We start from the raw sequence: 24,881 nt of genomic DNA, 5'->3' as shown, positions 1-24,881 counted from the left end.
TAAAAGCTATGAGGCCTTTTTTTGTGGTTTTACTTATGACGGCTTTTTTGACCGGGTGTACAAGAAAAACGGAGGAGCAGTCGGCCTATATAGAAATACCTAAGCCCGCTGACAAGGGCTGGGCGTTTGAATCAAGACCGGCCTGGTCAGACGACTTTGACTATGAAGGGAGTCCGGCTTCATCCATCTGGGATTATGACATCGGTGGGAGCGGCTGGGGAAATAACGAGCTGCAGTACTACACCAAAAACATGAGCAACGTGTCTGTTTCTTCAGGCGTTCTAACTGTTACTGCCCGTAAGGAAGCGCTTGGAAATCGTGAATACACGTCGAGCAGGCTTGTGACAAGGAACAAAGCTGACTTTCTATATGGGCGAATTGAAGTTAGGGCAAAGCTGCCTGCAGGCAAAGGTACGTGGCCTGCTATCTGGATGCTTCCGACAGAGTGGAGCTATGGCGACTGGCCAAAGTCTGGTGAAATCGACATTATGGAGCATGTAGGATACGATCCTGGCGTTATCCATGTGAGCACGCATACTGAAGCCTACTATTTCAAAATTAACACTCAAAAGACGGCGACGAGAAGGATTGAAAACGCGACTACCGACTTCCATGTGTACCGGGTTGACTGGACGCCATACGCAATTAGGGGCTATGTAGACGACTTGAAAACATTTGAATTTGTCAATGAGGGGAAAGGCTCTACAACCTGGCCCTTTGACAAGAAGTTTCACCTTCTGTTAAACCTCGCAATTGGCGGCGACTGGGGAGGAGCGCAGGGTGTTGACACAACTGCATTACCTGCCTCTATGGTGGTGGACTATGTGAGGTATTACAAAATGATCGAAAAATAAATTACTATATGCACACTTTTAATAAAAAGAGCCGGCTGAAAGACATTATGGCAGCTATTGCTATACTCATTCTGATGCTGCCTCAGCGCATCTACTCGCAGGGTTTTTTGCGCGCGGAGGGAAAACGTATCGTAAACGGCCGAGGAGAAAACATACTGCTGCGAGGTATTGGACTTGGAGGATGGATGCTGCAGGAAGGATACATGCTTAAAGTCTATCAAGAGGGCCAGCAGTATCGGATTAGGGAGCGGATGGAAGCAATCATTGGAAAAGAAAGGACGGAGAACTTTTATAAGCAGTGGCTGAGCAATCACACCAGTAAGGCAGATATTGACTCCCTGAAGGCTTGGGGATTTAACTCGGTACGGTTGCCGATGCATTTTAACTTATACACGCTGCCTGCAGAACAGGAACCGGTTACAGGTAGGGATACCTGGCTTGAGAAGGGATTTCAGATGACGGACAGTCTTCTCTCCTGGTGCAAAAGCAATAGCATGTACCTCATTCTTGATCTCCATGCTGCCCCTGGCGGACAGGGAAATGATCTGAACATTTCGGACCGCGACCCGGCTAAGCCGTCGCTGTGGGAAAGTGAGACTAACAGACGAAAGACCGTTGCTTTATGGAAAAAGATTGCCGGGCGCTACGCCAATGAGCCGTGGATTGGAGCCTACGATATTGTTAATGAACCTAACTGGGGATTTACCAATCCGGAAAAAGACAGAAACGGCACCGCAGAACCGAAGAATGAGCCTCTGAAGAAGCTGATGATGGACATAACCGGGGCGATCCGGCAGGTAGATAAGAACCATCTCATTATCATAGAAGGCAACGGCTGGGGAAACAACTACAACGGTGTGATGCCCCCCTGGGATAAAAATATGGCGCTTAGCTTTCATAAATACTGGAACCACAACACCCCCGGCTCCATAAAGGGAATGCTTGAGATGCGTGACAAGTACAATGTCCCCGTGTGGCTGGGGGAGACGGGCGAAAACTCGAATGTATGGTACACTCAAGCGATACAGTTGCTGGAAGGTAGCAATATTGGATGGGCATGGTGGCCCCTAAAAAAGATAGGCATCAACAACCCATTTGAAGTACGATCTAACGCTGATTATGATGCTTTGGTAAACTACTGGAATAATAAAGGACAGAGGCCGTCCGCTGAATCTGCTTACCGCGGCTTAATGACCCTTGCTTCCAGCTTGAAGACTGAAAGGAATGTGGTCCACCGCGACGTGATAGACGCCATGATGCGGCAACCCTCATCGATTGAAAGCCGTCCGTTTGTGAAGCATGTCCTGCTGGACAGCGTTCGCATCAATGCAGCAGACTATGACCTGGGAAGAAACGGATATGCCTACTTCGACAGAGATACAGCTGATTATCACGTGTCGACAGGAACACAGGGCGCAGGTAACCGAGGCGGTCTTTATCGTAACGATGGAGTGGATATAAGCCCTGATCCTGCCGATTCAACAACCTATTGTGTTACTGAGGCGCAAGCAGGTGAATGGCTGCAATACACAATAGATGTGAGAAAGGCGGGGAGCTGCAACATATCCGTTCGGCTAATGTCCACTGCTCCCTCGACAGTATCGCTATGGATTAACGGCCAGAAAAGAGGAAATCAGGTAACGGTACCGTCAACTGCAAGTCAGAATGTATGGAGGGCTGCTGAGATGGGACAGTATGAGATGGCAGAAGGAAAAAATACGATCAGAATTTACATTGATAATGGCACCTTAAGCCTGAAAGATATCGTAATCAAATGACATAGGGAGGAAGCTACCTGCAATAGTATAACCATGGGAGCCGGACACTTGCAAGATGTCCGGCTCCCATGGTTATACAGAAATCCTCAACTGCGAAAAATGTTACTACCTTTAGACTTTCTAAAATCAAAAAGTTCCGGATAAAGAACCGGGCAGGCGTGCATATGATTAAATTAAACTCCCTTATCCTCGGCCTTATTATTCTTGGTCTGTCAGCCCAGTCGCAAACGATAGAGAAGGCGGCTATCTTCATACAAAAGAATACAGGGCAAATTAGTAATATCAAAATTACAATCAGGGATATCGCATTTTTAATATCCGGAGACGGGTCACTATCGTACTATATGGAGGATCTTTCGGGCCGGGATTTCGAAGAAAGGGCGAACCCTCAGGGCTCAGCCGATCATGGCGATGTTGAATATTATGATCACTTCGACCGCGATGAAAAAAGAGGTAAGATCAAATCGATTGGAAACATAACAATTGATTACTACGACGTATTTGACCGAGAAGAGAAATTGGGGAAAGTAAAATCAATAGGAGCAGTAAAAGTGGACTATTATGACATTTTTGACCGTGAGGAGAAAAGAGGCAAGATTAAGTCGGTAGGTAACATCGTATTCGATTACTACGACATCTTTGACTCTGAGGAAAAGTTAGGCAAATTGAAGTCAGTTGGAAGAGTTAACGTGAATTACTTCGACCGCTTTGATGGTGCGTGGTCAGGAAAATTGAAGTCTATAAGGGGCAACAGCTCCGCGCTTCAAGTTGTACCGATACAATAATTGCTGGCAAGATTATCTTGTTTGATGCAAATTCGCTAGTATTGCCGTCCACTTACCCGTTTTAGAACATGAAAAGTCAGAAACAAAAAATGTTTGACGGAGAGCCATACGACGCACACAGCGAGGAAATGGTGAACATCCGTAAAAGGACTAAGAAAATCCTGCATCGCCTTAACGTCACTGAATATTATTCCGACAATTTTAAGGAAGTTATGAATGAACTGCTTCCTAATTCTGCCAGGAACGTGCACTTTGAACCCCGTTCTACTGCGACTACGGCGATCATATATATGCCGGGGATAAAGTATTCATGAACTTCGACGGAGTCATCCTGGATGGGGCGAAAGTGACGATTGGTGCGCACACTATGATGGCCCCGGGGGTTCACATCTATACCGCAAGACATCCGCTTGATGCAGATGAACGGGATAAGTGGGAAGATTGCTGCCCAGTAACGATTGGTGAGCGCTGCTGGATCGGAGGACATGTGACGATTTGTCCCGGAGTTACTATTGGCGACCGGTGTGTTATCGGAGCAGGGTCTGTAGTTGTAAAAGACATTCCTGCAGACTCGTTAGCGGTCGGCAATCCTGCCCGTGTAATCAGAAAGTTGAATGGGCTGACGGATTTTGAAGATGAAGTAAGGCGCGCGGGGAATAGCTGACGCATAGAACTTCAATCTGTCTTAACGGGTGGCGAAGCGGAAGAGAACGCGCTTCGCCAGACCTGATGTATAAATATTTACGACTTCTGTCCGTTAAGTCTGCAAGGCTTACCGTTTCAGCAGATTATGAAAGGGGCAAAGCTCTTTCGTTTGTCTCAGTTTTGTTACAAAACATTCCAAACAATCATACGGTCATGACATTTATATGATAAACTAAGATTGAATAGAGCTGATTTGGGATAACTGAGGCAAAAAGCGACATATGGCAAAGTTCCGGAAGTTAAAACGTTTTCTTTTCAGATACAGCTTAATACCTCCCAGGAAGTGGAGACCAGCAGCAATCGTGGCCGTAGCAAGCTTCATCGGACTTGGTTTTTACGTCCTTCGTCTCAGTAACGCCGCGTCTTACCTTTCAGATGATCCTCAGGCCTGTGTAAACTGCCACCTGATGACTCCCCAGTACATTACCTGGAATCATAGTTCACACCGTGAAGTTGCTCATTGCAACGACTGCCACGTACCTCACAACAATGTAATCAGTAAATACTACTTCAAAGCCAAGGACGGCTTGTACCACGCCTCTATATTCACTTTGCGGGCCGAGCCTCAGGTAATCAAAGCAAAAAGCGCATCAATCGAGGTGATACAAAACAACTGTATCAGGTGTCACGCAGGGCAGGTGATGGACGCCAAAATAGCCGGTCTTGTAGAAGATCATCATGGAAAGCGGACGAACCGCACCTGCTGGGAATGCCATCGCGAGGTGCCACACGGACGGGTTAAAAGTCTCTCTTCAGTTGATCTTCAGCTGGAGCCCATTAAAACTTACGCTACCGACGAAGCGTCAGTGGTGCCCGAATGGCTAAAGGAATCATTAAAGGAAAAACAAAAAGGAGCGAAATCGAAATAAAATCTTATGAAAACATCATGTGCTCTTCACAGCAACCAAATGAATAGAAAAGTTGCGCACATGATCGCTTCATTACCATTAAAAAACAAATTATATCAATGAAAAACTGGATACTCTTTATCGGAACAATAGTGGTAGTCTTTCTGCTGTCTATGCTGGTATATTCAATCATGGATCGAAGGACGGAAGCGAAGTTTGCTTACCATGCCAAGGTTAAGATCGAAGGAATTGAGCCGCGCGACTCCCTGTGGGGGCTGAACTATCCGCGCCAGTACCAGTCGTACCAAAAAACCCAGGACACGACGTTTAAGAGTAAATACAACACCAGCGGCTTTCGTGACGCTCTTGAAGAGAACCCCGAAACAATTATATTATGGGCGGGTTACGCCTTCAGTAAGGGCTATAACCAGCCAAGGGGCCACAATCATGCCGTTCGGGACGTGCTGGCGTCGATACGCATAGGCGCACCTAAAGAGCCGGGATCAGGAGCTATGCCGAGCACCTGCTGGACGTGTAAGAGTCCTGACGTGCCGCGGCTGATGAAAGAGCTGGGGGTAGTAAATTTCTACAGTCATAAGCTGTCGGATTTTGGCAGTCAGATCATTAACCCGATCGGCTGTGCTGATTGTCATGATCCAAAAACGATGAATCTGACGATTACCAGACCGGCGTTAGTAGAAGCGTACCAGGCCATGGGCAAGGATATCAACAAAGCTTCCTATCAGGAAATGAGATCCCTCGTATGTGCGCAATGCCACGTGGAGTACTATTTTGACAAGAAGACACACAAGGGAGCTCAGTATGTTACCTTCCCATGGAAGAAAGGGTTTACTGTTGAAGCAATGGAGGAATACTATGACAACATCGACTTTGCCGACTGGGTGCATCCCTTAAGTAAAGCCAAGATGCTGAAGGCCCAGCACCCCGACTACGAAATATACTCTTTTGGTGTCCATGCCAAGAGGGGAGTGTCTTGCGCAGATTGTCATATGCCCTATGGTACCGAAGGAGGTCAGAAGTTTACCGACCACCACATCGGCTCTCCGCTTGCAAACGTAGAGAACTCCTGTTTCGTCTGCCACCGGCAGAAGGTTTCCGAGCTGGTAGACGATGTGTACGAGCGGCAGACCAAGGTAAAGCAGCTTATTTCTCAGTTGCAACGTCATATCGCTATGGCTCACCTTGAAGCAGAGCAGGCATGGAAGTTAGGGGCAAAAGAGGCGCAGATGGCCAAAATTCTGAAAGGCATCCGTAACGCACAATGGCGCTGGGACTATATTGCTGCTTCTCACGGTGCCGGTTTCCATGCTCCTGTAGAGTCTAGCCGCGTACTGGCTTCAGGCTCCGCTATCATTCAGGATACGCGCATCGAGCTAGCTCGTGTGCTCGCGTCTCTGGGACATAACCAGCCAGTGAAGATGCCTAATCTCAGCAGTAAATCAGAGCTGCAGGCCTACATAGGGGTTAATCTTGAGAAGGAAAAGATGGAGAAAGCCAACTTCCTGGAACAGGTAGTACCCAAATGGCTGAAGGAAGGAAAAGAACGTGAGGCGAAGATGAAAATAAATATGCTCAACTAGCCTGCATGAAGTACTTCCGGTTCGCTCTATCAACAAGGATATCCCTTGTCCTGCTGATTGCTTTTGCTCTGTCCTGTGCTGTTGCCACTTTCATTGAGAACGACCACGGCACCGCCGCAGCGAGAAGCAGCGTGTACGAAGCATGGTGGTTTGAGGTTATTCTGCTTTGGCTGGCTGTAAACTTTCTGGCCCATATACGTCAATACAAGCTTCTTCGTCCCGGGCGGTGGCCCATCGGTTTGTTTCATATTGCCTTCGTCGTTATTATACTCGGTGCAGGTGTCACACGCTATTTTAGCACCGAAGGCACTATTCACATCAGGGAGGGGCACAAAGAGAATACGTTTTACACCAATAACCGATACCTCCAGTTCCGACAGCTGGGACAGGGAGGAGGCCGTTTGTTTGAAAAGCCACTGAACCTCATCAGCCATAATTTTAAAAAGCAAAGTATCGGAGCCGACTTTGGAAGCGAGCAGTTCACGGTTGTATTCGATCAGTACATCAAGTCAGCTAAAGAAGAGGTAACTAAAGGGCGGGACGTTTACCTTGACCTCGCAGTCACGATGGGAGAGGGACGCGAAGATCACCTTTTGAAGGAGGGAAACACCATGCTCATCGGCGAGCTTTTGCTGGCAACTGGAACGCCGTCTGGCGGGCAGATCAGGATCTATAAAAAAGATAAAGTCTGGATGATAAATGCAGACACAGATCTTCAGGTTCTTGAGATGGCGAGCCAGAAGATGGGCGTGATTAAGCGGGGCGAGACAAAGCCGCTTCAAACCAGAGCACTGTATCAGACGCAGACTGCAGCTTTCCTTGTTAAGGCCATTCACGAAGGGTCAGCCCTAAAGTACTCAACAGAAAGAGATGAAAAGGCTGCAAAGAATCTGGCCGACGTGGTAAGGATGAAGGTGCTCGCTGCCGGAGATCAGCCTGTAACTGATACTTACGTCAGGATATCAAAGTACGACCCAGCCTGGCACACCTTCGATCATGAAGGCCGCAAATACAGTATTGCCTATGGCCCGAGGGCCGAGCGCCTGCCCTTCAGCCTGTATCTTAAAAAATTTGAATTGGAGCGATATCCTGGAAGTCAAAGCCCGGAAAGCTATGCCAGTGAATTGGATGTAATCGACGCTGCCGGCTCTTTTCCCTACCGGGTTTTTATGAATAACGTACTCGATCATAAAGGGTTCCGCTTCTATCAGTCGTCCTACGACAGTGATGAAAGAGGAACCGTCTTGTCTGTTAATCAGGACCGGGCAGGCACCTATCTTACCTATCTTGGATACTTTCTGCTTGGGTTGGGAATGGTGCTCACCTTTTTCGCTAAAGGCAGTCGCTTTCACTTGCTTAATAATAAACTTGGCACCATCAGGCAACGTGTAAAAAGAGCAACACTATGCCTGGCCTTCGTATGTGCCTCGTTTGCAGGCTTTAGCCAGACAAAGGGAAAAGTAATGGTCGTGCCGGCAGCAAAAGCTGCGGGATACGGAAGGCTGATTGTGCAGGACCTTGACGGCCGGATGAAACCCTTAAACACGCTGGCAAACGAAATCCTGCGGAAGTTAAATGGAAAGTCAACGATCACCCTTCCTTCCTTTATGGGAGACGCGAAGTTAAACGCCGAACAGTTTTTACTTGCTGTTCAGCTTGACCCGTCTACATTCAGTGAAATGCCGATCATTCGGATTGACAAGGATAAGTCGCGAGAAGCTTTTATTGCCCTTGGTATAAAGCCTACCGAAAAGATCAGCTTCCGGCAGTTCCTGAACAAAGACGGTGAATACTTGTTACACGAACTGGTAGAAGAAGCGAACAAGCTGAAGCCGGCAGAAAGGAATGAGGGACACAAGGAGCTTTTAAAAACAGACGAACGTTTCAATATATTCTATGCCGTATTGACCGGGGATTTTCTTCGCATCTTTCCTAATCGCCTTGATAAGAACAATACATGGTTTACCAGCCAGCAGTCGCAGAAGGGATTTCCGGAGGAAGATGCTGCATTTGTCGGAAATATCACTTCACTCTACCTGGCGGGTTTGCAAAAGGGCATTGTAGAAGGCAACTGGAAGCAGGCCGATGAGGCGCTGAGCTACATGGAGCTTTTCCAGCAGAAGGCCGGCGCCACTGTTTATCCCGATCAGAGGGCCATCGAAGCAGAGCTGCTGTACAACAAGCTAAACCTGGGCAGCCGTCTCTTTGCACCATTGTGGCTGCTTGGGACACTCATGCTCGTTTTAGGTATCGTTATGCTTTTCCGGGAGTCCAGAAGTCTGCTTCTGGCCTGGAGAGCAGGGCAAGTACTGGCTTGGGCAGGACTGCTTATTTTCAGCTTTCATCTCGGCCTGCGGTGGTACATTGCTAAACATCCACCCTGGACAGACGGATTTGAGATGCTTGTCTTTGTGGCATGGGGGGTGCTTCTTTTCGGCTTGCTTTTCTCCGGAAAGTCAAAGTTCACCGTTCCAATGGCACTTTTATTTTCGGGTACCTTACTTTTTGTCGGCTTCCTCGACTGGCTTAACCCGGAGATTACCAACCTGATGCCCGTATTGCACTCATATTGGCTTAAGATACACGTTGCAATCATCGTCAGCTCCTACGCTCCTTTGGCGCTTGCTGCCATCCTCGCACTGTTAAGCCTGATGCTCCTGATCTTCAAGCCCCGCACGCCAACGGAGAACTGGTGGGCCAGTATGCAGGAGCTGAGCATAGTCAGCGAAATGGCTATCACGGTTGGTTTGTTCTTACTCGCAATCGGAACGTTTTTGGGAGGTGTTTGGGCCAATGAGAGCTGGGGGCGATATTGGGCCTGGGACCCGAAGGAAACATGGGCTTTGATCTCTGTTTTGGTATATGCTTTCGTACTACATCTACGCCTCGTTCCGGCAATGCGGAGTGCATTGGTATTCAACCTCGCCAGCCTCTGGGGCTTTTCATCGATCATCATGACATCCTTTGGGGTCAATTATTACCTCTCAGGACTGCACTCTTACGCGGCCGGAGATCCTGTCCCGGTGCCCCTTTGGGTATACTGGGTAGTAGCATTGCTCCTGATCATATCGACAGTTGCTGTACTGAAATCCAGGAAGATGACAGATCGTGATAAGAAGCTGTTAACCATTTAACATAAGAAGACCGCGTTTCCCAGGAGTTTCTTATGTTAAATGGCTTCATCGATCTAAACTACCTTCCGTCTCCGTCCAGCAGATTCCCTAGTCCGCCGAGGACGCTGCCTTCTTCCTTGCGCTGCGATCCGCCGAACTGCAAGATGCGGCTCGCCAGCCTGCTTATAGGGAGCGTCTGTATCCAGACTTTGCCAGGCCCTCTAAGTGTAGCAAAAAACACGCCTTCTCCGCCGAAAATCGTGTTCCTGATTCCTCCGACGAACTGGATGTCATAATCTACGCCGTAGGTAAAGCCCACAATACATCCGGTATCGATCTTAAGAAGCTGCCCCGATTCCAGCACTCTTTCGAACACATGGCCGCCAGCATGCATAAAAGCCATGCCATCGCCTTCCAGCTTCTGCATGATAAAGCCTTCTCCGCCAAAGAGTCCGCTACCGAGCTTTCGCTGAAACTCAATGCTTACGCTCACCCCTTTTGCCGCGCAAAGGAACGAGTCTTTCTGGCATACGACACGGCCTCCGAGTGCCTGAAGGTCAAGCGGAACGATTTTCCCGGGATAGGGAGAGGCGAAGCTTACCCGTTTTTTTCCGTACCCCTGATTCGTGAAGGCCGTCATAAACAGATTCTCGCCTGTGAGCAGCCGCTTTCCGGCGCTAAATAATTTTCCAAGTAATCCTCCGCTTTGCTGACTCCCATCGCCAAAGATAGTCTGCATCTGGATACCGTCTTCCATCATCATAAAAGCTCCGGGCTCGGCGACCGCGGTCTCATTGGGATCGAGTTCGATCTCTACATACTGCATTTCTTCTCCAAAGATGCGGTAGTCTATTTCGTGGTTGTTAATCATTAGTTATTTTCTGATTAAAGGTTTAAACTAATGTAAGAAGAGTTTCACTTAAAACGAAACGGAGGAAGGTAGTAGCAGGGAGAACGTTAAACAACCGACAGTTACATGCGCCGGTCTAATGAGGCTCGCAAAAGCGATGCGAACTGTTGTATGCGATGCTCCCACGTATTGCGTTTTGCAACGTTTACTCGTTTATTAATAGAGCTGAGCGGGTTGTCGGCCAGACATTTTTCAATCGCAGCTGAAAAAGAAACAGCATCAGAACAATATGTAACAGTATCTTCTGTAAACTCTCTCAAATCGTCATTGAAGTCAGTAGCAACTACGGGTTTGCCGGCTCCCAGATACTCGAAGAGCTTCAGTGGAAAGATCGTCCGGCTGAATTCATCTTTCTTGAATGGAATAACCGAAACGTCAAAACCTTTAATGACAGATGGCATCTGTTGGTACTCAAACCGCCCCGGTAGATAGATATTCGAGGTGCTGTAAAACCAGTCAGGAACAAATCCAGTACCAACCGGGCCCGCAAAAACGAAGCTCTTGTCAGGATTAGTTTCTATCACTTCTTTTAAAAGCTCAAAATCCATTCTGCGTTCGATGTTTCCGAAATAGCCAACTACTGGCTTTGGAATCGCTTTTATTTTTTCTGCAACAGGGAGATTATGATCCAGGGCTTTAGCAGACAAACTGATATCTGCCGCATTAGGAACAAAAAAAGTATTAGGGTTGAATTGTTTCTTTTCAAACTGAAGTTGCTTGCTCGTGCAAATTATCAGGTCGCTGTTTTTTGACAAAATCTCCTCTGAAATAACGCCGTGCTTTCGATCGTAAGGCACCACCAGCGGATCAACGCAGTGGTAAACAGCTAGTAGCGGCGACAGCTTGGAAGCGATTCCCGGGTAGTGAAAGTTGAATGAATTAATGTATAGATAGTCCTTTATCTTGCTTCTTTTTAGCAACTTTTTTATTCTGCCCGCGATGATTGATTCGTTGATCATGAGTGCTTTCCGATAAACAGCGCCCTCTGGTAAAAAATTTATCGATAGCAGAGGTGGACATATCACGACTTTTAACCGTGGGATATCTGTCTTTAATATGCCATCAGAAAAGGGCGAAAAGTATGATTTACGTCGGAGCCAGGCGTCAAAAGGTTCTCTTTTTAGATAGTCCCTCCAGGTATACGGATAATCAATATAATAAACGTCATTGTACCGCGCCAAACTTCGGGCAATTGTGTAGCTAGTAGACTCAAAAGGTCCGTCAAACTTGGCTGTGGAAAGAATAAAAATGCATTGCTCTCTCAGTTCCATTTCTGCTGGTCTATTCGTAATGTGTTCATCATAATAGCTATATACATATAAAAATATATGCTGGTAGGAAATTGAACAAGTGCCTCTTGTGGGAAGTTCCCTACATTAAGAGCAAAGATGATCAGTACCATAGCGAGACAGTATGATTTTAGTTCAGGATCGCGTATTCTAAAAAAGTTCTGTATACCTGTTTTTAGAACGACAAACATGAAAGTTGAAAATATAATGAGGCCGAGCCAGCCAAGTTCGACTGCAACCCTAACGTAACCACTGTCAGGAGGGAAAGAAGCGAGAAACGAATATGGAGCAAAGCGTGCGCCCCACACGCCAGTCGCCCCCAGGCCTCCTCCTAGAGGATGCCTGTGAATATATGGCTTAATTCTTTTCTGATTGTTGGCTCTGACACTATAAGATGCATCTTCCGACGGCCGGAAAGCAGACTGAAACCGCATTAGTCCAGGATTATCGGTAGGCATCATAATTAGCGTTCCAAGCACCCCTGCAGCAATCAGCATGATGACGAGTATCTTACGATTATAACATAAAATAAACCACAGGCAACATGCAGCAGGAATAAGAACATATGCACCTCTTGTGCCCGAGAAGAGCATAGCGAAGATAAGCACACATGAGATGACTGTAAGGACGATTTTTTTCGCGGCAGAGGTGGGACCCCATATCAACGCAATACATAGCAGAGTGCTTGCTACCATGTTATATGAGAAAGCAACAGGATCGGAGAATATCGAGAACTTGCGCCAATGTCCGCCGATAAAAAGAAGTTCTTGTAGCTTCGGGCTAGCGGCCAGCTCGTTTAGCTCAAAGCCGGCAAAGCCTATAAATTCCTGCTTAAGTGCATAAGCGGCAGCAAATAGAGAAAGCGCTAGCCATACCTTGATGATTACCCGAATAAACTCTACTGAGGTAATATGGTAAAGAAAAACAAAGTACATCAACATCACCATTGCCACCGAACGGATAGTGTATAGCCAAGCCAGCCTCGACTCAGCACTGGGGTTAGCTACCTGAATGAGATTGTAAATGATCCAGATGACAACCAGATAAGTGATAGGATTTTTATAGATCTTCCAGTCAGGTTGCTGCTTTTGCTTGATAAGGAAACCCACCAGCAGTAAGACCTCCATCGCATCCATCAAAGTTCCAAGTGGGAAGCTTATCAAGTTCATTCTGATGAACCACATAATAAGGTACGCGGCAAATAGCAAGGTCAGAATACCGAACTGGGGAAAAGCTATCATTGCTGCTACGACAGGAATACCAGCTCCAAGCAATAGAAAAAGCGCACCTCCAAGTATGCCAAACACCTTTAATAAGGTAACAATTACAACGCAGCCTCCCAGCATGACAAGTGTAGCTTTGCTAAGACGGGTCTTACCCGGCTGAGCAATAGGTCTGGCATCAATAGAAAATGGAAGCTCATCCGTAATCATAAAAACAGGATTTTGATTACGAAGAAAAACGTCACTGTGAAGCAGACGCCTATTGCAAGCGTCTCCTTTAAATTATGTTTAGAGGCCTGCTTGACCTCCTTAGGAGGATCTGTTCTCATTGTTTTGTATTAATATCGGTAATTTCCGAATGTTGAAAATGGCGAGTAGCAACAGAACGCTTGCTTGCATTCCTTGAACTTACCAATGCTTTTAACTGAAGGATCATGAAAACCGGTATTTGGTTCAGAGCCTTATAGATCTTAGGGTCCGCGTCAGACTTTTTTAACGCTATAACAAAGGCGGAAATAAAAGAAATAAAACCGGCTATCCATACCGGTACCAGTGCGGGCTGAACAAAAAGATCTATGATCGTTAAGCAAACTGAAAGTATCAAGAATATAAAAAGCGGTGGACGTAACAGTATTAGTCCAAACAAAAACTGATTAAAACTGGCATTTTTTACCCCCTTGATCAAAATACGAAATCCTTTTGAAAAAAACGGAACCACGTACTGATCCACCGGGCGCGCTGATTAACGAGCTGATCGGAACCGGATGTCTTTTCATCATACACCCAAGCGCGCTCGCAGAAGGCGATTCTCTCGTTTGCTCCTACGATCTCGGCTTGAAGCACTTTATCAAATCCGGCGCCGCTAACTGAGGAGTCCTGCAGACACCTGCCATATAACGCCACAGTAAAGGCCATGCCAGAGCCTGCAAGAGTAGCGGATGAGCCTAGTCCAAACAACAACTTTCCATCGTAAAAATTATAGTATATATCGCGCGCTGCATCAAGACATGCCAGAGTACTGTTCAGGTTCTTCGCCTTTCTTACTCCCTGAACGGCTTCAAAGCCCTGGCTAAAAGTGCGATTCAACTCGTTAAGGTATTCTGGATGTACAAGGTTATCACTATCAATAATCGTGAGCCGTTCGTGCTTTCTTACAAAATTACGGATTGCATAAAAATGCGATCCGGTGTTACTTGCAATTGTTTCCGGTGGGTGCAACAACATCACTCTGTTGTCAGGAAAGATAAGATCAGTTACGTCGCAATTATCGGCAACCACGTACACGATATAATTTGAATAGTTCAAACGCGAAATCGAATCTACTACTGCGTAAAGCGAATCAGTTTGTTCATATGCTGTTACTATAATTGCGTAGTCAGGCTCGCGGGAAGCTACGATGTTTGTATTACGTTTCGATGTGATTAGCCTCCAGCAACAATACAGGAGGAAGGGCATAAACAGATTGTATCCAACAATAACCTGAAAAGTTGTCCAGATCCATTCCTCAGTCACCATTACTTACCCTCCTTTACCTTTTTTTAATCTGTGCCCTGCGTGCATATTTTACTTTATTAAGAACCCAGCCAAGATGCTTGTCTCCTAGTCCCTTCAGGTACTGAATGACGTGTAGCTTTTTCTCTGACAAACTCTGTCCTGACTCAAAAACAGTAACAACATGGTCACTTACGCTAATCCATTCTTTTGCAGGCGTAAAATCGCTCAGCGCAGGTGTCTCAATTAAAATAATATCGAATTGGTCTTTTAGACAAGAAAGTCTGTCCCTTACCTCACGGTCTTCACAGATCTCAAAAATTGAGGTATCTCCGCCCCGGTTTTTCAGGACAGTAACAGATGATGCACCATTACTTTTCAGTTCCCTTTTTCCATTAAAAAAGTCTTCTAAATAAACGTCAGACGTGGAAGTAGCTGAAATCGAAGGATCTGAAAAGTCGCCATCGATAATCAACACCTTTCGATTGATCATTTTGAAGGCATATGTAAGGCAAACGGTAAGCAATGTCTTGCCTTCCTGCGGCATCATGCTGCTAACAGCTATGATCTTTCCTTTTAGCAGACTTTCAATTTCAAACCTGATAGCGCGGAGTTCATCTTTGAATTCTGCCGTGGCCGCGCTATTCTCCCGGTTGTCCCAAACCTGTTGTAATTCAATTCGCGGCTGGTCAATCATCGCTAAATCTCCTAAGACACGAAGTCCCGAGCGGCAGCTAAGGTCCCGGGGGGAATTAATGGAGTTATCAAAGAAGTAGATTACAAACAGAACGGAGATGCAGAAGATCAGACTAAGCAAACCCGCAAGAATTACGATCAGCATCTTCTTTGAAGACTGTGCTGTACCCGGCATGGCGTTTTCGACCAGACGAAGTTTAATAGAGAGGCCCGACTCCAGGCTACTCTGATTGTATTTGGCAAGCACGTCAAGATACTCCTGGCTGGCCACTCCTATGTCCCGATCCAAGGCCTGAACTAGTGCCTCGTGCGGGACCAGTTGATCGAGCTGCGCGTTCAGATTACTTAACTCCTTCTCAATGGAGCTCATACTATACTTCGACAAGTCTAACTGCACTTCCAGATTTAACTTCTGCTGAACCAGCGCCTCTTTTGTTGTTAGCGGATTGTAGGCATATGTGTCGTTACTCTTGTTTATCTGGCCCGTTAAAATATTTTGTAAAGAATCTATAGAAGCCTTATACTGTTCGTCAAAATTACTCTGAATGTACTGGTCATAAAGGGCCTGCAGTTCCTGCCGGGTGCCTAAAATTCTCTGGTTCAGCCGAGTAAGCGCAGATTCGAGGTATTTCCTTTGAGAAGGGTCGAACTTTCGGTCTATCTCACTTAAAGCGCCGGCGTTAGAGGCGATAGACTTTATTACATCCTGTTTTCGGTTATTGTAGTCCAGGATTTGGGCATAGAGCTGACTAGACTGATCGTCTAGATTCAATACTCTGTTTCTGATCTTATAGCTCCTCAGAGAATCGACTGCTTTATTTAATATATCTTTCTTTTCCTTAAGCAGGCTCTTGAAGAATGCATTGGTTTTGACCTGATTAGCTTTTTTTAATACTGTGTAATATTTAACAAACTCGGTCGATGTGTAGTTGGCGACAAATGCCGAAAGCCGGGGGTTCTCTGACTCAAAGTCGACATTAATAAAGTCAGAATCGCCAGCCCTATAAACCTTAAGTTTGTCATCAAGTGAGTTGCTGTCGTACTCCATAGATTTGAGTACCTGAAACAGCAATTCCTCCTCCTTATTCCAAAGATTCAACTCTTGATTTTTATTGTATTTATCAAGAAAGATCTTTAAAGCCCTCTTTCGCACTTCAGGCTTTAAATCAGCTAGTTTTGAGCTAGGTTTCCGAAAAGGAGATGATGAGGTCAGGTCATGTATAATTAATTTATAGGATACCTGATCAAGTATCCTTTTCATTCTCATTGTTTCAACAATATTACTAAACTGAAGAGTCAGTTCAGACCCCTTTGCCAAACCGGCTGCCATTCCGGCGAAAGGGTGGCTGTCCTCGAGCAGGCCCGTGGCAATCCTTGCTTCTGACATATAGGAGCTCGCCATGTTTCTGACGAGGAAATAGGTTACGGCGATGGAGAGCAGAGGTATGCAAACGAGCGTATACCGCTTCTTACGGAGTAGCTTTAAAAATTTTCTGAGTTCATCCATTATTTGATTTCCTCCAGTTTTTTGACCAAAAGTTCTTCTAGTGCCACTTTCGATGACATAAGAGCTGCTTCAGCATTTATCCTTGCCTGTAGTGTACTGCTAAGAGAGAGGGATGCTTCGTTGTAATCCCGAAACGAAATCTCCCCCTTTTCATATCTGTTTTTAATGTCTTTAAAGGAGCTTTCCGCATCGAGCACCATCTTTGCCTGAAGACGAAGGCTGTTCTGGTTTTGTAAATAGAAAAGATAACGACGCTTCACTTCTGACTCCAGCTGGAGGGAGTACTCTTGCTGGTCAAGCACTGCAATTTTTAGTTGTTCCTTTGCAGTCTTCACAGCAAATGGCTTATTAAAAAACGAACCAGGATTGATAGAAACTCCGAACTGATGTCCTGTGAGTAATGCCGGGTCGACAAGGCTGACAGTGTTATCTCCAGATCGCCGGTAATATGTGAAAGATAAAGGATCGAGCCAGGATATTTTTTGCGTGGCTATATTGTTTTTTGCTATAGAAACTTTCTCCTCAAAAACCTTTGACCTCGGATAGTTCTCCTTAGCGACTGCTACTAACCTCTCGAGATATAAATAAGAAAAATTATTTAGCATTGTTTCCTGAGCTCTTGTTTCCCTCGCACACGCAAGGATAATTAGCATCAGAACTGCTGCTAGTTTCTTGTATTTCATAATTATTAAGTAAAAGAGCGTCAACCAAGCTGACGAGCATGTTTGGGTTTTGGCTGTTATACTTACTCTCACAAACTAAGGTTTCATTTTAAAGGGTCTTTTATTTTTATTTTTCCTGTCACTTAATTTACGGTATCCCGTATAAAACCTCATGTTTATGCGAAATGATGCAAATTAAGCAGCTATTAAAAGGCAACAAGCGTTTGAAAGCCTTCATTCATTGGCTTTTAATTCCTAAAGGTGAGGCCTATCCTCGCTGGTGGGTTAGAATATTTGTAAACCCGTGGGTGCATAAGAAGGAACGAGGTAGTAAAGTCAGGGCGACTTGCAGAATGGATGTGGTACCTTTTAATCAATTCACCCTCGGTAAACTGTCAGTGGTAGAAGACTTCTGTACCGTAAATAATGGAGTGGGAGACGTACTGATCGGCCGGTATACGCTTGTGGGGATAAGTTCAGTACTCATCGGACCTGTTTCGATCGGCGACAACGTCATCATTGCTCAGAACGTTGTCATAAGCGGCTTAAATCATGAGTATACCGATATTAAAGTTCCTATCAGGAAACAAAAAGTAAACACGTCCCGTATAACGATCGACGACGACTGTTGGATAGGTGCAAATGCGGTAATTACAGCTGGCGTAAGAATCGGAAAACATTCCGTTGTCGGGGCAGGTGCTGTCGTTACAAAAGACGTTCCCCCATACTCCGTCATCGTAGGAAATCCGGCTAAAATAATTAAGACATATGATTTTAATAGTAGAAAATGGGGTAGAGTACCTAATCCGGCTTGAAGACCTATTTGCATTTGAGGAAGGCGTCTTTAATAGTTCTATATGCACTCTTATGGCAACTCCTCGCACTGAACTTGTAAATTAATAAAATGATACAGTTGGGGACAGCTATATAATAGAAACAATGGTCCTGTAACCGCATCCGGCCTTCCTGTCCGGACTCATTTAACACGCATAACATAATATGTTTAAGCAAATACGGCTCGCGGTAGCTCTATTAATTACCCTTGTAACTGCGGATACCTTTGCTCAGTTTCCTTACCGTGAGAGCTTTAAGAATGGAGCAGCTCCCGGTATTACCTTTGGAGGTGCTCCCGCGGCTTTTCTGACTGCTGCCAAAGGAACGGCACCCAATGGCGGATCAATAGACCCACAGGGCGATGGTTACCTAAGGTTAACCAACAATTCGAAAGACCAGAAAGGTTACGTAATCAGCAACGTAGAATTTCCCTCCACCAACGGCTTAACGGTCGCCTTTGAATACTACATATATGGAGGAACAGGCGCTGATGGTATCAGCCTGTTTTTGTTTGATGCAACCGCTGATCCGTTTGTGATTGGCGGATTCGGAGGATCGCTTGGCTACGCTCAAATTACAACGACTAATCCAATATCGCCCGGAGTCAGCAAAGGGTATCTCGGGATCGGAATAGATGAATACGGTAACTTTTCTAACGACGGAGAAGGTCGTCAAGGAGGATATCCCGGTCAGCATCCAGGATCAGTCACGTTGCGGGGAAAAGGAGACGGAGCCGCCCTCACTCCGGACAACTATCCCTTTCTTACGTCGGTTGAGACCAACAAGCTTGGCTTTGATATGGTTACCGAGGGACAGGCTAGAAAACCAGACTCCCTTAGCAGTGGTTACAGGAGAGCATACATAGATCTGTCGCCGAACCCAAATGGGGGTTATAACATCACCGTCAAAATTACCAGAGGCGGGCTCAAACCAGTAACGACAACGGTCATTGACAATTACTACTATGCACAGCCGGCTCCGCCTATCCTCAAATATGGCATAGCTTCTTCAACAGGAAACCAGACTAATTTTCACGAGATAAGAAATGTATTTATTGATGTATCAGACTCTACGGGTCTGACAAAGCCAGTCGGTGCAAAAGACGATGTTGCCTCTTGTCTTGGCAAGCCAGTTGTCATAGATGTAACATCGAATGATACAAGCAAAAATATTGGAGGAAAGATCCTGCGCAACATGATCGATTTGAACCCTGCTGTTATTGGAATTCAGACTTCTAAAACCATTGCAGGTAAAGGTACCTTCGTTGTTGGTGATGACGGATTAGTGGTCTTTACGCCGGCAACAGACTTTGCAGGGCTTGTCTCAACTAGCTACACCGTCACAGATAACTATGGGAAAACGTCAGATCCAATTATGATAAACGTAACGTATGTCAGCGCTCCGCCTCAGCCAGCTGCAGGCCAGGATCAACTGGTTAACACGCAAACAACTACAGGGGCTACTGTTCTGGACGGCAGCGACCCGGGAACCAATACCGGTCGTTGGACACAAGTTGAAGGCCCTGCGGCGGCATCGTTTTCCAGCTTTACGATTCGCAACCCTACGGTGACGAACCTTCGGGGCGGTACTTATAAGTTCAGGTGGACCATTTCCGCTGCAAGGGGCTGCGATGTATTTGACGAGGTACTGGTATCAGTAAACCATAATCCCGTTGCAATTAACGACACTGCAACCACCGGGTTAAGTACGTTTATCGATATCGACGTACTTGCGAACGATATCGACCCCGATGACAACGGAACGTTAGATAAGACATCGATCTCCCTTAAGTCCCTGCCGCAACGAGGGACTGTTGTAGTCGACGCTGCGACAGGGTCTGTCAGATACTGGCCTAATGACGGATATTCGGGGTTTGACTCTTTTACATATACGATAAAGGATAATTTTGGAGCCGAGTCTGCTCCCGCTACGGTGGTCATTGCAGTAAATGTAAAGCCGGAAGGTACCTCTGATATCGCATGGACTACCGCTGAGAAGCCTGTCTCTATCCCTGTTCTCGACAATGACAAAGGAAAGAGTGGTGCCACCGTTTTAAAAAACACTGATCCTCAAAACGGGTATATTACAGTCAATAGTAACGGTTCTATCACCTATATTCCGGCGATAGGCTTTAGCGGAAAAGATCGTTTCGCATACATTTTGAGAAACAAGGAGGGCCTCGAATCAGGTCCCGTGGAAGTCTTCGTTAATGTTGTGCCTTCCGGAAGCCGGGATTATAGAACGACTACAATTGGTGCCGCGGTGGAAATTCCAGTAAAAGACAACGATATCAGTAAAGCTGGAACTACTATTCTTTTGAACTCTACTCCCTTGCGAGGAACGGCTAAGGTAAATGCCGCAGGGTCTGTTACTTATTCCCCCGCGGCGGGTTTTTCGGGGACAGACAACTTTACCTATAGACTTATGACTCCAGATGGCCTCCAATCAGATTCGATTGAAGTTGAAGTATTAGTAACAGGGGTTCCTCCAATAGCTCCTGATCTGGAAGTTGGAGGTAACGAAGGTCAAAATGTGATGATAGATGTTCCGAGGCCGCAAGGTAGTACCGTGGTTATCACCGCACAACCTACCCACGGGACTATAACCGTTGATCCGGCTAGCGGGACAGTGAAGTATACTCCTAATCCAGGCTATGTGGGCAGCGACAATTTTAGCTATGTAATCAGAGATAAAAATGGGATTGAATCTTCGCCCGGAAGGATTTTAGTTGAAGTAAGTAGACCAGCACAACTCGGTCTTGCGAAAGCCGTGACGTCCACAATAAAGAACAATGATGGAAGCTACACTGTTCAGTTTGTTTTTACTCTCGTTAACTATGGCGACGACATTATAAAGAATCTCACCTTATTGGACGATCTGGGACTTGCATTCAAGGGTGCAGACATAAGGGTCCTGCGGATCACGGGGACCGGCTCGCTGAGCGTTAATAAGAACTACAACGGAGTTGCAGACAAAAACCTCCTAACGTTGACCAGTACCCTGGATCCGCGGTGGAAGGAAACCGTATCTCTCGAAGTACTTGTGTCTGCTGGCTCGGAAAACGGCTCATATGTGAATATAGCCTATGCTCAGGGACAAGCCGACAATACAGGAAAACAAACGCAGGACGTCTCTACCAATGGTTTGTCTCCCGATCCTTTTGTCCCCGGTGATCCGTCCCCAGCCATTCCGACTCCTGTAGCCTTGGCAAAACAGAGTTTATTTATACCGGAAGGCTTTTCACCCAATGGCGACGGGATCAATGACGTATTTGTTATTGAGAATACTGGCTTAAAGCACATAAACCTGGAAGTGTTTAACAGGTGGGGCAACAGGGTTTTTAAGTCTGAGAATTACGGAAATGATTGGACGGGAAAATGCAATACAGGTATACACATTGGAGAGGATCTTCCTGTGGGCACATATTATTACATAGCCATATTTGACGGCAATGAAAGGAAAGTTGGATACATTACAATTAACAGGTAGAATGGGACGCCTCTTTAAATCACTGGTGCTCGTCGGCCTGGTTGCACTTTCTTACCGCGCAAGAGCGCAGCAAGATCCCATGTATTCCCAATACATGTTCAACTCGCTTGCTATTAATCCGGCTTACGCTGGAAGCAGGAATGTGCTGTCAGCCACGGCTTTGTATAGAAGCCAGTGGACAGGAGTAGAGGGCGCCCCAAAGACTGGCACTTTTACTTTAGATGCAGCCCTGGACGACAGGAGGATAGGTTTAGGACTTCTGATCTATAGTGATCGACTTGGAATCACAAATACAACCGGTACCGCCGGCTCATATGCATACAGGATCCGTATGTCCCGAGCGTCTCTATCGTTCGGAATTCAGGGAAGTATTCAGCAATACCGCGCAAACTTTACAGATGTGAGACTTAATAATAATTCAGCTTATGATCCGGCCTTTGCAAACAACTCCAATAAAATTCTGGCAAATTTTGGGACAGGAGTCTACCTGAACTCAGATAAATTTTACGTGGGATTGTCGGCACTCAACCTGCTTGCAAATCAGATAACCAGCAATAGCAATTCTGAGAAGGGAAACAATTCAGAAAGATCAGGAACGAGGCCGCACCTGTTCTTAGCATCCGGCTTTGTATTTACTATAAATGATGACTTTAAGCTGAAGCCGTCGATGTTAATAAAGGGGGTCAGCGGTGCACCTGTCGAAGCCGACTTAACGTCCACCTTATGGATCAAAGATGTGATAGCATTGGGTGCGCAATATAGAACAAATGCCGATGTTTCAGGCCTTTTGGAGGTGCAGGCAACCCCTCAGGTACGAATTGGTTATAGCTACGATCACAGCACTACTGAATTAAAGGGTTTTAATAGCGGCAGTCACGAGATTATGGTGCGTTTCGAATTTGGGGCTTCCCGGAATAAGATTCTGTCTCCCAGATATTTTTAATGATATATGAATAAGGTATTTACGCTTTTATATGCTATCCTGCTAGTCCTTTCAAGCGGGTGGACGGCTGAGGCTCAGATAAAAACGGTCGCTGCTGAAATGAAAAAGGCAGAACTCGATTATAATTCATTTCGCTATGTATCTGCGATTTCCCGACTTACGAAAGTCCTTGCCGCCGATAGCGGGCACATTGGGGCTCAAGAAATGCTTGCGTATAGTTATGCGCAAATCAGAGATTATGATAAAGCAGTAACGGCATACGCGAAAGTATGCAGCCACCCGAATCCAAAGCCGGAATCAGCTCTGCATTTCGCAGAACTTCTGGCTATCAAGCAACAATACGAAAAGTCTGAACAGTGGTACCGAAAGTACCTAAGGTTAGCACCCCAGGACAAACGGGCCCAAGCGTTTGGAAGAGCTAACTTAAGCGAGCTTTCTAAGCAGAATGGAACGTGGCAGATCCACTTCTGCAACATAAACACCTCCGCATCAGAATACTCACCCACCTTCTTTAAACATGGTCTTTTGTTCTGCTCAAACCGTATGGGAAGAGGATTTACCTGGAGCGTTTTTCCGTGGGATAACACCCCGTACACGAAGTTTTTTTTCGTTGATAATATTCTTAATATAAGAGAAGATATACAAAGTAAAAAGACTCAAGATTCTCAAAAGATAAATAGATACTACGTCTTTAATGACGACAACACAGAGGAAACTAGTAATGATAGCAAGATATTAGGATGTACTGATGAATCTTTTGTAAAATCATTTCAAACTGATTCAAAAGAACGGTTCAGTATTGCCAGAAGACTTCGTGGCAACATTAACAGTGGTTATCATGCCGGCCCCCTGTCAGTTTTTCCAGATGGATCTGTCATTTTTACCCGTAATAACTTCTACCGCGGGAGGGCAGGACGCAGTAAAGACGGCATTAACAAATTGAAATTATATACAGCTACGGGTAACAAACTAAGTAGTGTCAAGCCCTTTCTTTACAATAGTGACGAGTATTCAACCGGGCACCCTGCTGTAAGCAAAGACGGATCGATCCTTGTTTTTGCTTCTGACATGCCTGGCGGATACGGTGGCACCGACCTCTACTACTGTGTCAGATCGGGTAGAGGAGAGTGGACGCGTCCCGTTAATCTCGGTAAAACAGTTAACACGGAGGGCAATGAGCAATTCCCTTTCCTTTCTGGCGACAACACCTTATACTTTGCTTCTAACGGACACGTGGGTTTCGGTGGCCTTGATCTTTTTTTCGTAAAATTGAAGGAAATGAAGCCCGTCGAGCCCCTAAAAATATGGGTAGTCCTGTTAATTCGTCTTTTGATGACTTTGGATTAGCTCTCGGCGATACAGGGAACGAAGGCTATTTTAGTTCTAACAGATGCGGCGACGACAATATTTATCATTTAGAACGTGCGAGTAATCAAGTGGTGCTTACAGGTACTATTAGGGATCGCCATACAAAATTGTCGCTGCAGGGAAGCCGGTTGATCCTTAAAACGCTGGACGGGGCCGACACCCTTCGATCAAACGCAAAGGGTGAGTTTACCAAAATTCTTGATCCCCAGACCGACTATTCACTTGTTGCTCAAAAATTGGGCTACCTTAGCCGTACTTCCTTTATCAGTACTGCCGGAGTTGAAAAAGACACTGTAATCAAAGCGGACATTTTACTGAACAAAACCGAAGGCCAACAAGACATAATTTTTAACAAGTGCGACTCTTTAAAAAAGGTGTTTAGGGTACAAAATATATATTACGACCTTGACCGCTTTGAAATCAGACCCGATGCAAGACCCGCACTGGATGAACTTGTAAAACTAATGACGCAACATCCAGAAATTAGCGTAATAACGTCGAGCCACTGCGACTCGCGGGCGTCCGATCAGTATAACCGTATTCTGTCAATGAGAAGGGGAGAGGCCGCGAGAAGTTATCTTATTTCGCACGGTGTTGATGGCAGCAGAGTCCGCGTAGAATACTACGGGAAGACCCGCTTAGTCAACAGATGTCGGGATGGTCTCGACTGCCCTGAATCTGCTCAGCAGATAAACAGAAGAACAGAATTTGACGTTATTCTCAACGATGTGAATATAACGCAGCTGGATTGCGGAAATGATCTTTGAAAAGAGAATGGATAAACG

19 protein-coding genes are annotated in these 24,881 nt (G+C 45.9%); 13 read left to right on the top strand and 6 right to left on the bottom strand.

The genetic code is table 11. The annotated features are described in order from the left end of the window. The first annotated feature begins 8 nt into the window (after nucleotides 1-8). The 8 genes from ACES2C_RS17145 to ccsA all read left to right on the top strand — a co-directional run bounded on the left by ACES2C_RS17145 (nucleotide 9) and on the right by ccsA (nucleotide 9,705). Entirely contained in the window at nucleotides 9-854 is an 846-nt protein-coding gene (locus tag ACES2C_RS17145) for a family 16 glycosylhydrolase (RefSeq protein WP_374164288.1), read from the top strand. A gap of 8 nt (nucleotides 855-862) precedes the next feature. Next, nucleotides 863-2,632: a cellulase family glycosylhydrolase gene (locus ACES2C_RS17140; RefSeq protein ID WP_374164287.1), complete on the top strand. Its 1,770-nt coding sequence runs from the start codon at nucleotides 863-865 to the stop codon at nucleotides 2,630-2,632. A 164-nt stretch (nucleotides 2,633-2,796) separates the two neighbouring features. Next, nucleotides 2,797-3,417: a hypothetical protein gene (locus tag ACES2C_RS17135; protein ID WP_374164286.1), complete on the top strand. Its 621-nt coding sequence runs from the start codon at nucleotides 2,797-2,799 to the stop codon at nucleotides 3,415-3,417. 68 nt (nucleotides 3,418-3,485) lie between these two features. Further along, a complete protein-coding gene (locus tag ACES2C_RS17130) occupies nucleotides 3,486-3,731 on the top strand; it encodes a maltose acetyltransferase domain-containing protein (protein WP_374164285.1) in 246 nt (81 codons plus the stop codon). Further along, nucleotides 3,728-4,081, top strand: coding sequence for a sugar O-acetyltransferase (locus ACES2C_RS17125; RefSeq protein WP_374164284.1), 354 nt, complete (start codon nucleotides 3,728-3,730; stop codon nucleotides 4,079-4,081). The genes ACES2C_RS17130 and ACES2C_RS17125 overlap by 4 nt, the downstream gene beginning before the upstream one ends. 262 nt (nucleotides 4,082-4,343) lie before the next feature. After that, nucleotides 4,344-4,991 (top strand): cytochrome c nitrite reductase small subunit, encoded by a 648-nt coding sequence (gene nrfH, locus ACES2C_RS17120; RefSeq protein ID WP_374164283.1) that lies wholly within the window; start codon nucleotides 4,344-4,346, stop codon nucleotides 4,989-4,991. 98 nt (nucleotides 4,992-5,089) lie between these two features. Further along, the gene (nrfA, locus tag ACES2C_RS17115) at nucleotides 5,090-6,571 is read left to right on the top strand and encodes an ammonia-forming cytochrome c nitrite reductase (RefSeq protein WP_374164282.1); all 1,482 of its coding nucleotides are present in this window, start codon (nucleotides 5,090-5,092) and stop codon (nucleotides 6,569-6,571) included. 5 nt (nucleotides 6,572-6,576) lie between these two features. Further along, nucleotides 6,577-9,705, top strand: coding sequence for a cytochrome c biogenesis protein CcsA (gene ccsA, locus ACES2C_RS17110; protein WP_374164281.1), 3,129 nt, complete (start codon nucleotides 6,577-6,579; stop codon nucleotides 9,703-9,705). A gap of 58 nt (nucleotides 9,706-9,763) precedes the next feature. Here ccsA and ACES2C_RS17105 read toward each other — a convergent pair whose 3' ends face one another. From ACES2C_RS17105 to ACES2C_RS17080, 6 genes are all read right to left on the bottom strand, one after another. Beyond that, nucleotides 9,764-10,555: a TIGR00266 family protein gene (locus ACES2C_RS17105; RefSeq protein WP_374164280.1), complete on the bottom strand. Its 792-nt coding sequence runs from the start codon at nucleotides 10,553-10,555 to the stop codon at nucleotides 9,764-9,766. 101 nt (nucleotides 10,556-10,656) lie between these two features. Further along, on the bottom strand, nucleotides 10,657-11,553 hold the full coding sequence (locus ACES2C_RS17100; RefSeq protein ID WP_374164279.1) for a glycosyltransferase: 897 nt from the start codon (nucleotides 11,551-11,553) through the stop codon (nucleotides 10,657-10,659). A gap of 302 nt (nucleotides 11,554-11,855) precedes the next feature. Continuing rightward, on the bottom strand, nucleotides 11,856-13,316 hold the full coding sequence (locus tag ACES2C_RS17095; RefSeq protein WP_374164278.1) for an O-antigen ligase family protein: 1,461 nt from the start codon (nucleotides 13,314-13,316) through the stop codon (nucleotides 11,856-11,858). A 471-nt stretch (nucleotides 13,317-13,787) separates the two neighbouring features. Further along, nucleotides 13,788-14,621 (bottom strand): glycosyltransferase, encoded by an 834-nt coding sequence (locus ACES2C_RS17090; RefSeq protein ID WP_374164277.1) that lies wholly within the window; start codon nucleotides 14,619-14,621, stop codon nucleotides 13,788-13,790. 13 nt (nucleotides 14,622-14,634) lie between these two features. After that, on the bottom strand, nucleotides 14,635-16,800 hold the full coding sequence (locus ACES2C_RS17085) for an exopolysaccharide transport family protein (protein ID WP_374164276.1): 2,166 nt from the start codon (nucleotides 16,798-16,800) through the stop codon (nucleotides 14,635-14,637). After that, nucleotides 16,800-17,483, bottom strand: coding sequence for a TolC family protein (locus ACES2C_RS17080; protein ID WP_374164275.1), 684 nt, complete (start codon nucleotides 17,481-17,483; stop codon nucleotides 16,800-16,802). Before ACES2C_RS17080 ends, ACES2C_RS17085 begins: the two co-directional genes overlap by 1 nt. A gap of 164 nt (nucleotides 17,484-17,647) precedes the next feature. Between ACES2C_RS17080 and ACES2C_RS17075 the strand changes: the two genes are divergently transcribed. The 5 genes from ACES2C_RS17075 (at nucleotide 17,648) to ACES2C_RS17055 (ending at nucleotide 24,863) form a co-directional block, all read left to right on the top strand. Beyond that, on the top strand, nucleotides 17,648-18,277 hold the full coding sequence (locus ACES2C_RS17075; protein WP_374164274.1) for a DapH/DapD/GlmU-related protein: 630 nt from the start codon (nucleotides 17,648-17,650) through the stop codon (nucleotides 18,275-18,277). Between the two features lie 184 nt (nucleotides 18,278-18,461). Next, nucleotides 18,462-21,785, top strand: a complete 3,324-nt coding sequence (locus tag ACES2C_RS17070; protein WP_374164273.1) for an Ig-like domain-containing protein — start codon at nucleotides 18,462-18,464, stop codon at nucleotides 21,783-21,785. Nucleotide 21,786: 1 nt separating this feature from the next. Beyond that, a complete protein-coding gene (locus tag ACES2C_RS17065) occupies nucleotides 21,787-22,728 on the top strand; it encodes a type IX secretion system membrane protein PorP/SprF (protein WP_374164272.1) in 942 nt (313 codons plus the stop codon). Between the two features lie 6 nt (nucleotides 22,729-22,734). Continuing rightward, nucleotides 22,735-24,075, top strand: a complete 1,341-nt coding sequence (locus tag ACES2C_RS17060; RefSeq protein WP_374164271.1) for a hypothetical protein — start codon at nucleotides 22,735-22,737, stop codon at nucleotides 24,073-24,075. Continuing rightward, entirely contained in the window at nucleotides 24,033-24,863 is an 831-nt protein-coding gene (locus tag ACES2C_RS17055; protein WP_374164270.1) for an OmpA family protein, read from the top strand. Before ACES2C_RS17060 ends, ACES2C_RS17055 begins: the two co-directional genes overlap by 43 nt. Nucleotides 24,864-24,881: the final 18 nt, after the last annotated feature.

It is taken from the genome of Arcticibacter sp. MXS-1 (assembly GCF_041902385.1).
Classification (GTDB): domain Bacteria; phylum Bacteroidota; class Bacteroidia; order Sphingobacteriales; family Sphingobacteriaceae; genus Arcticibacter.
This window is presented reverse-complemented; position numbering and strand designations above follow the sequence as displayed.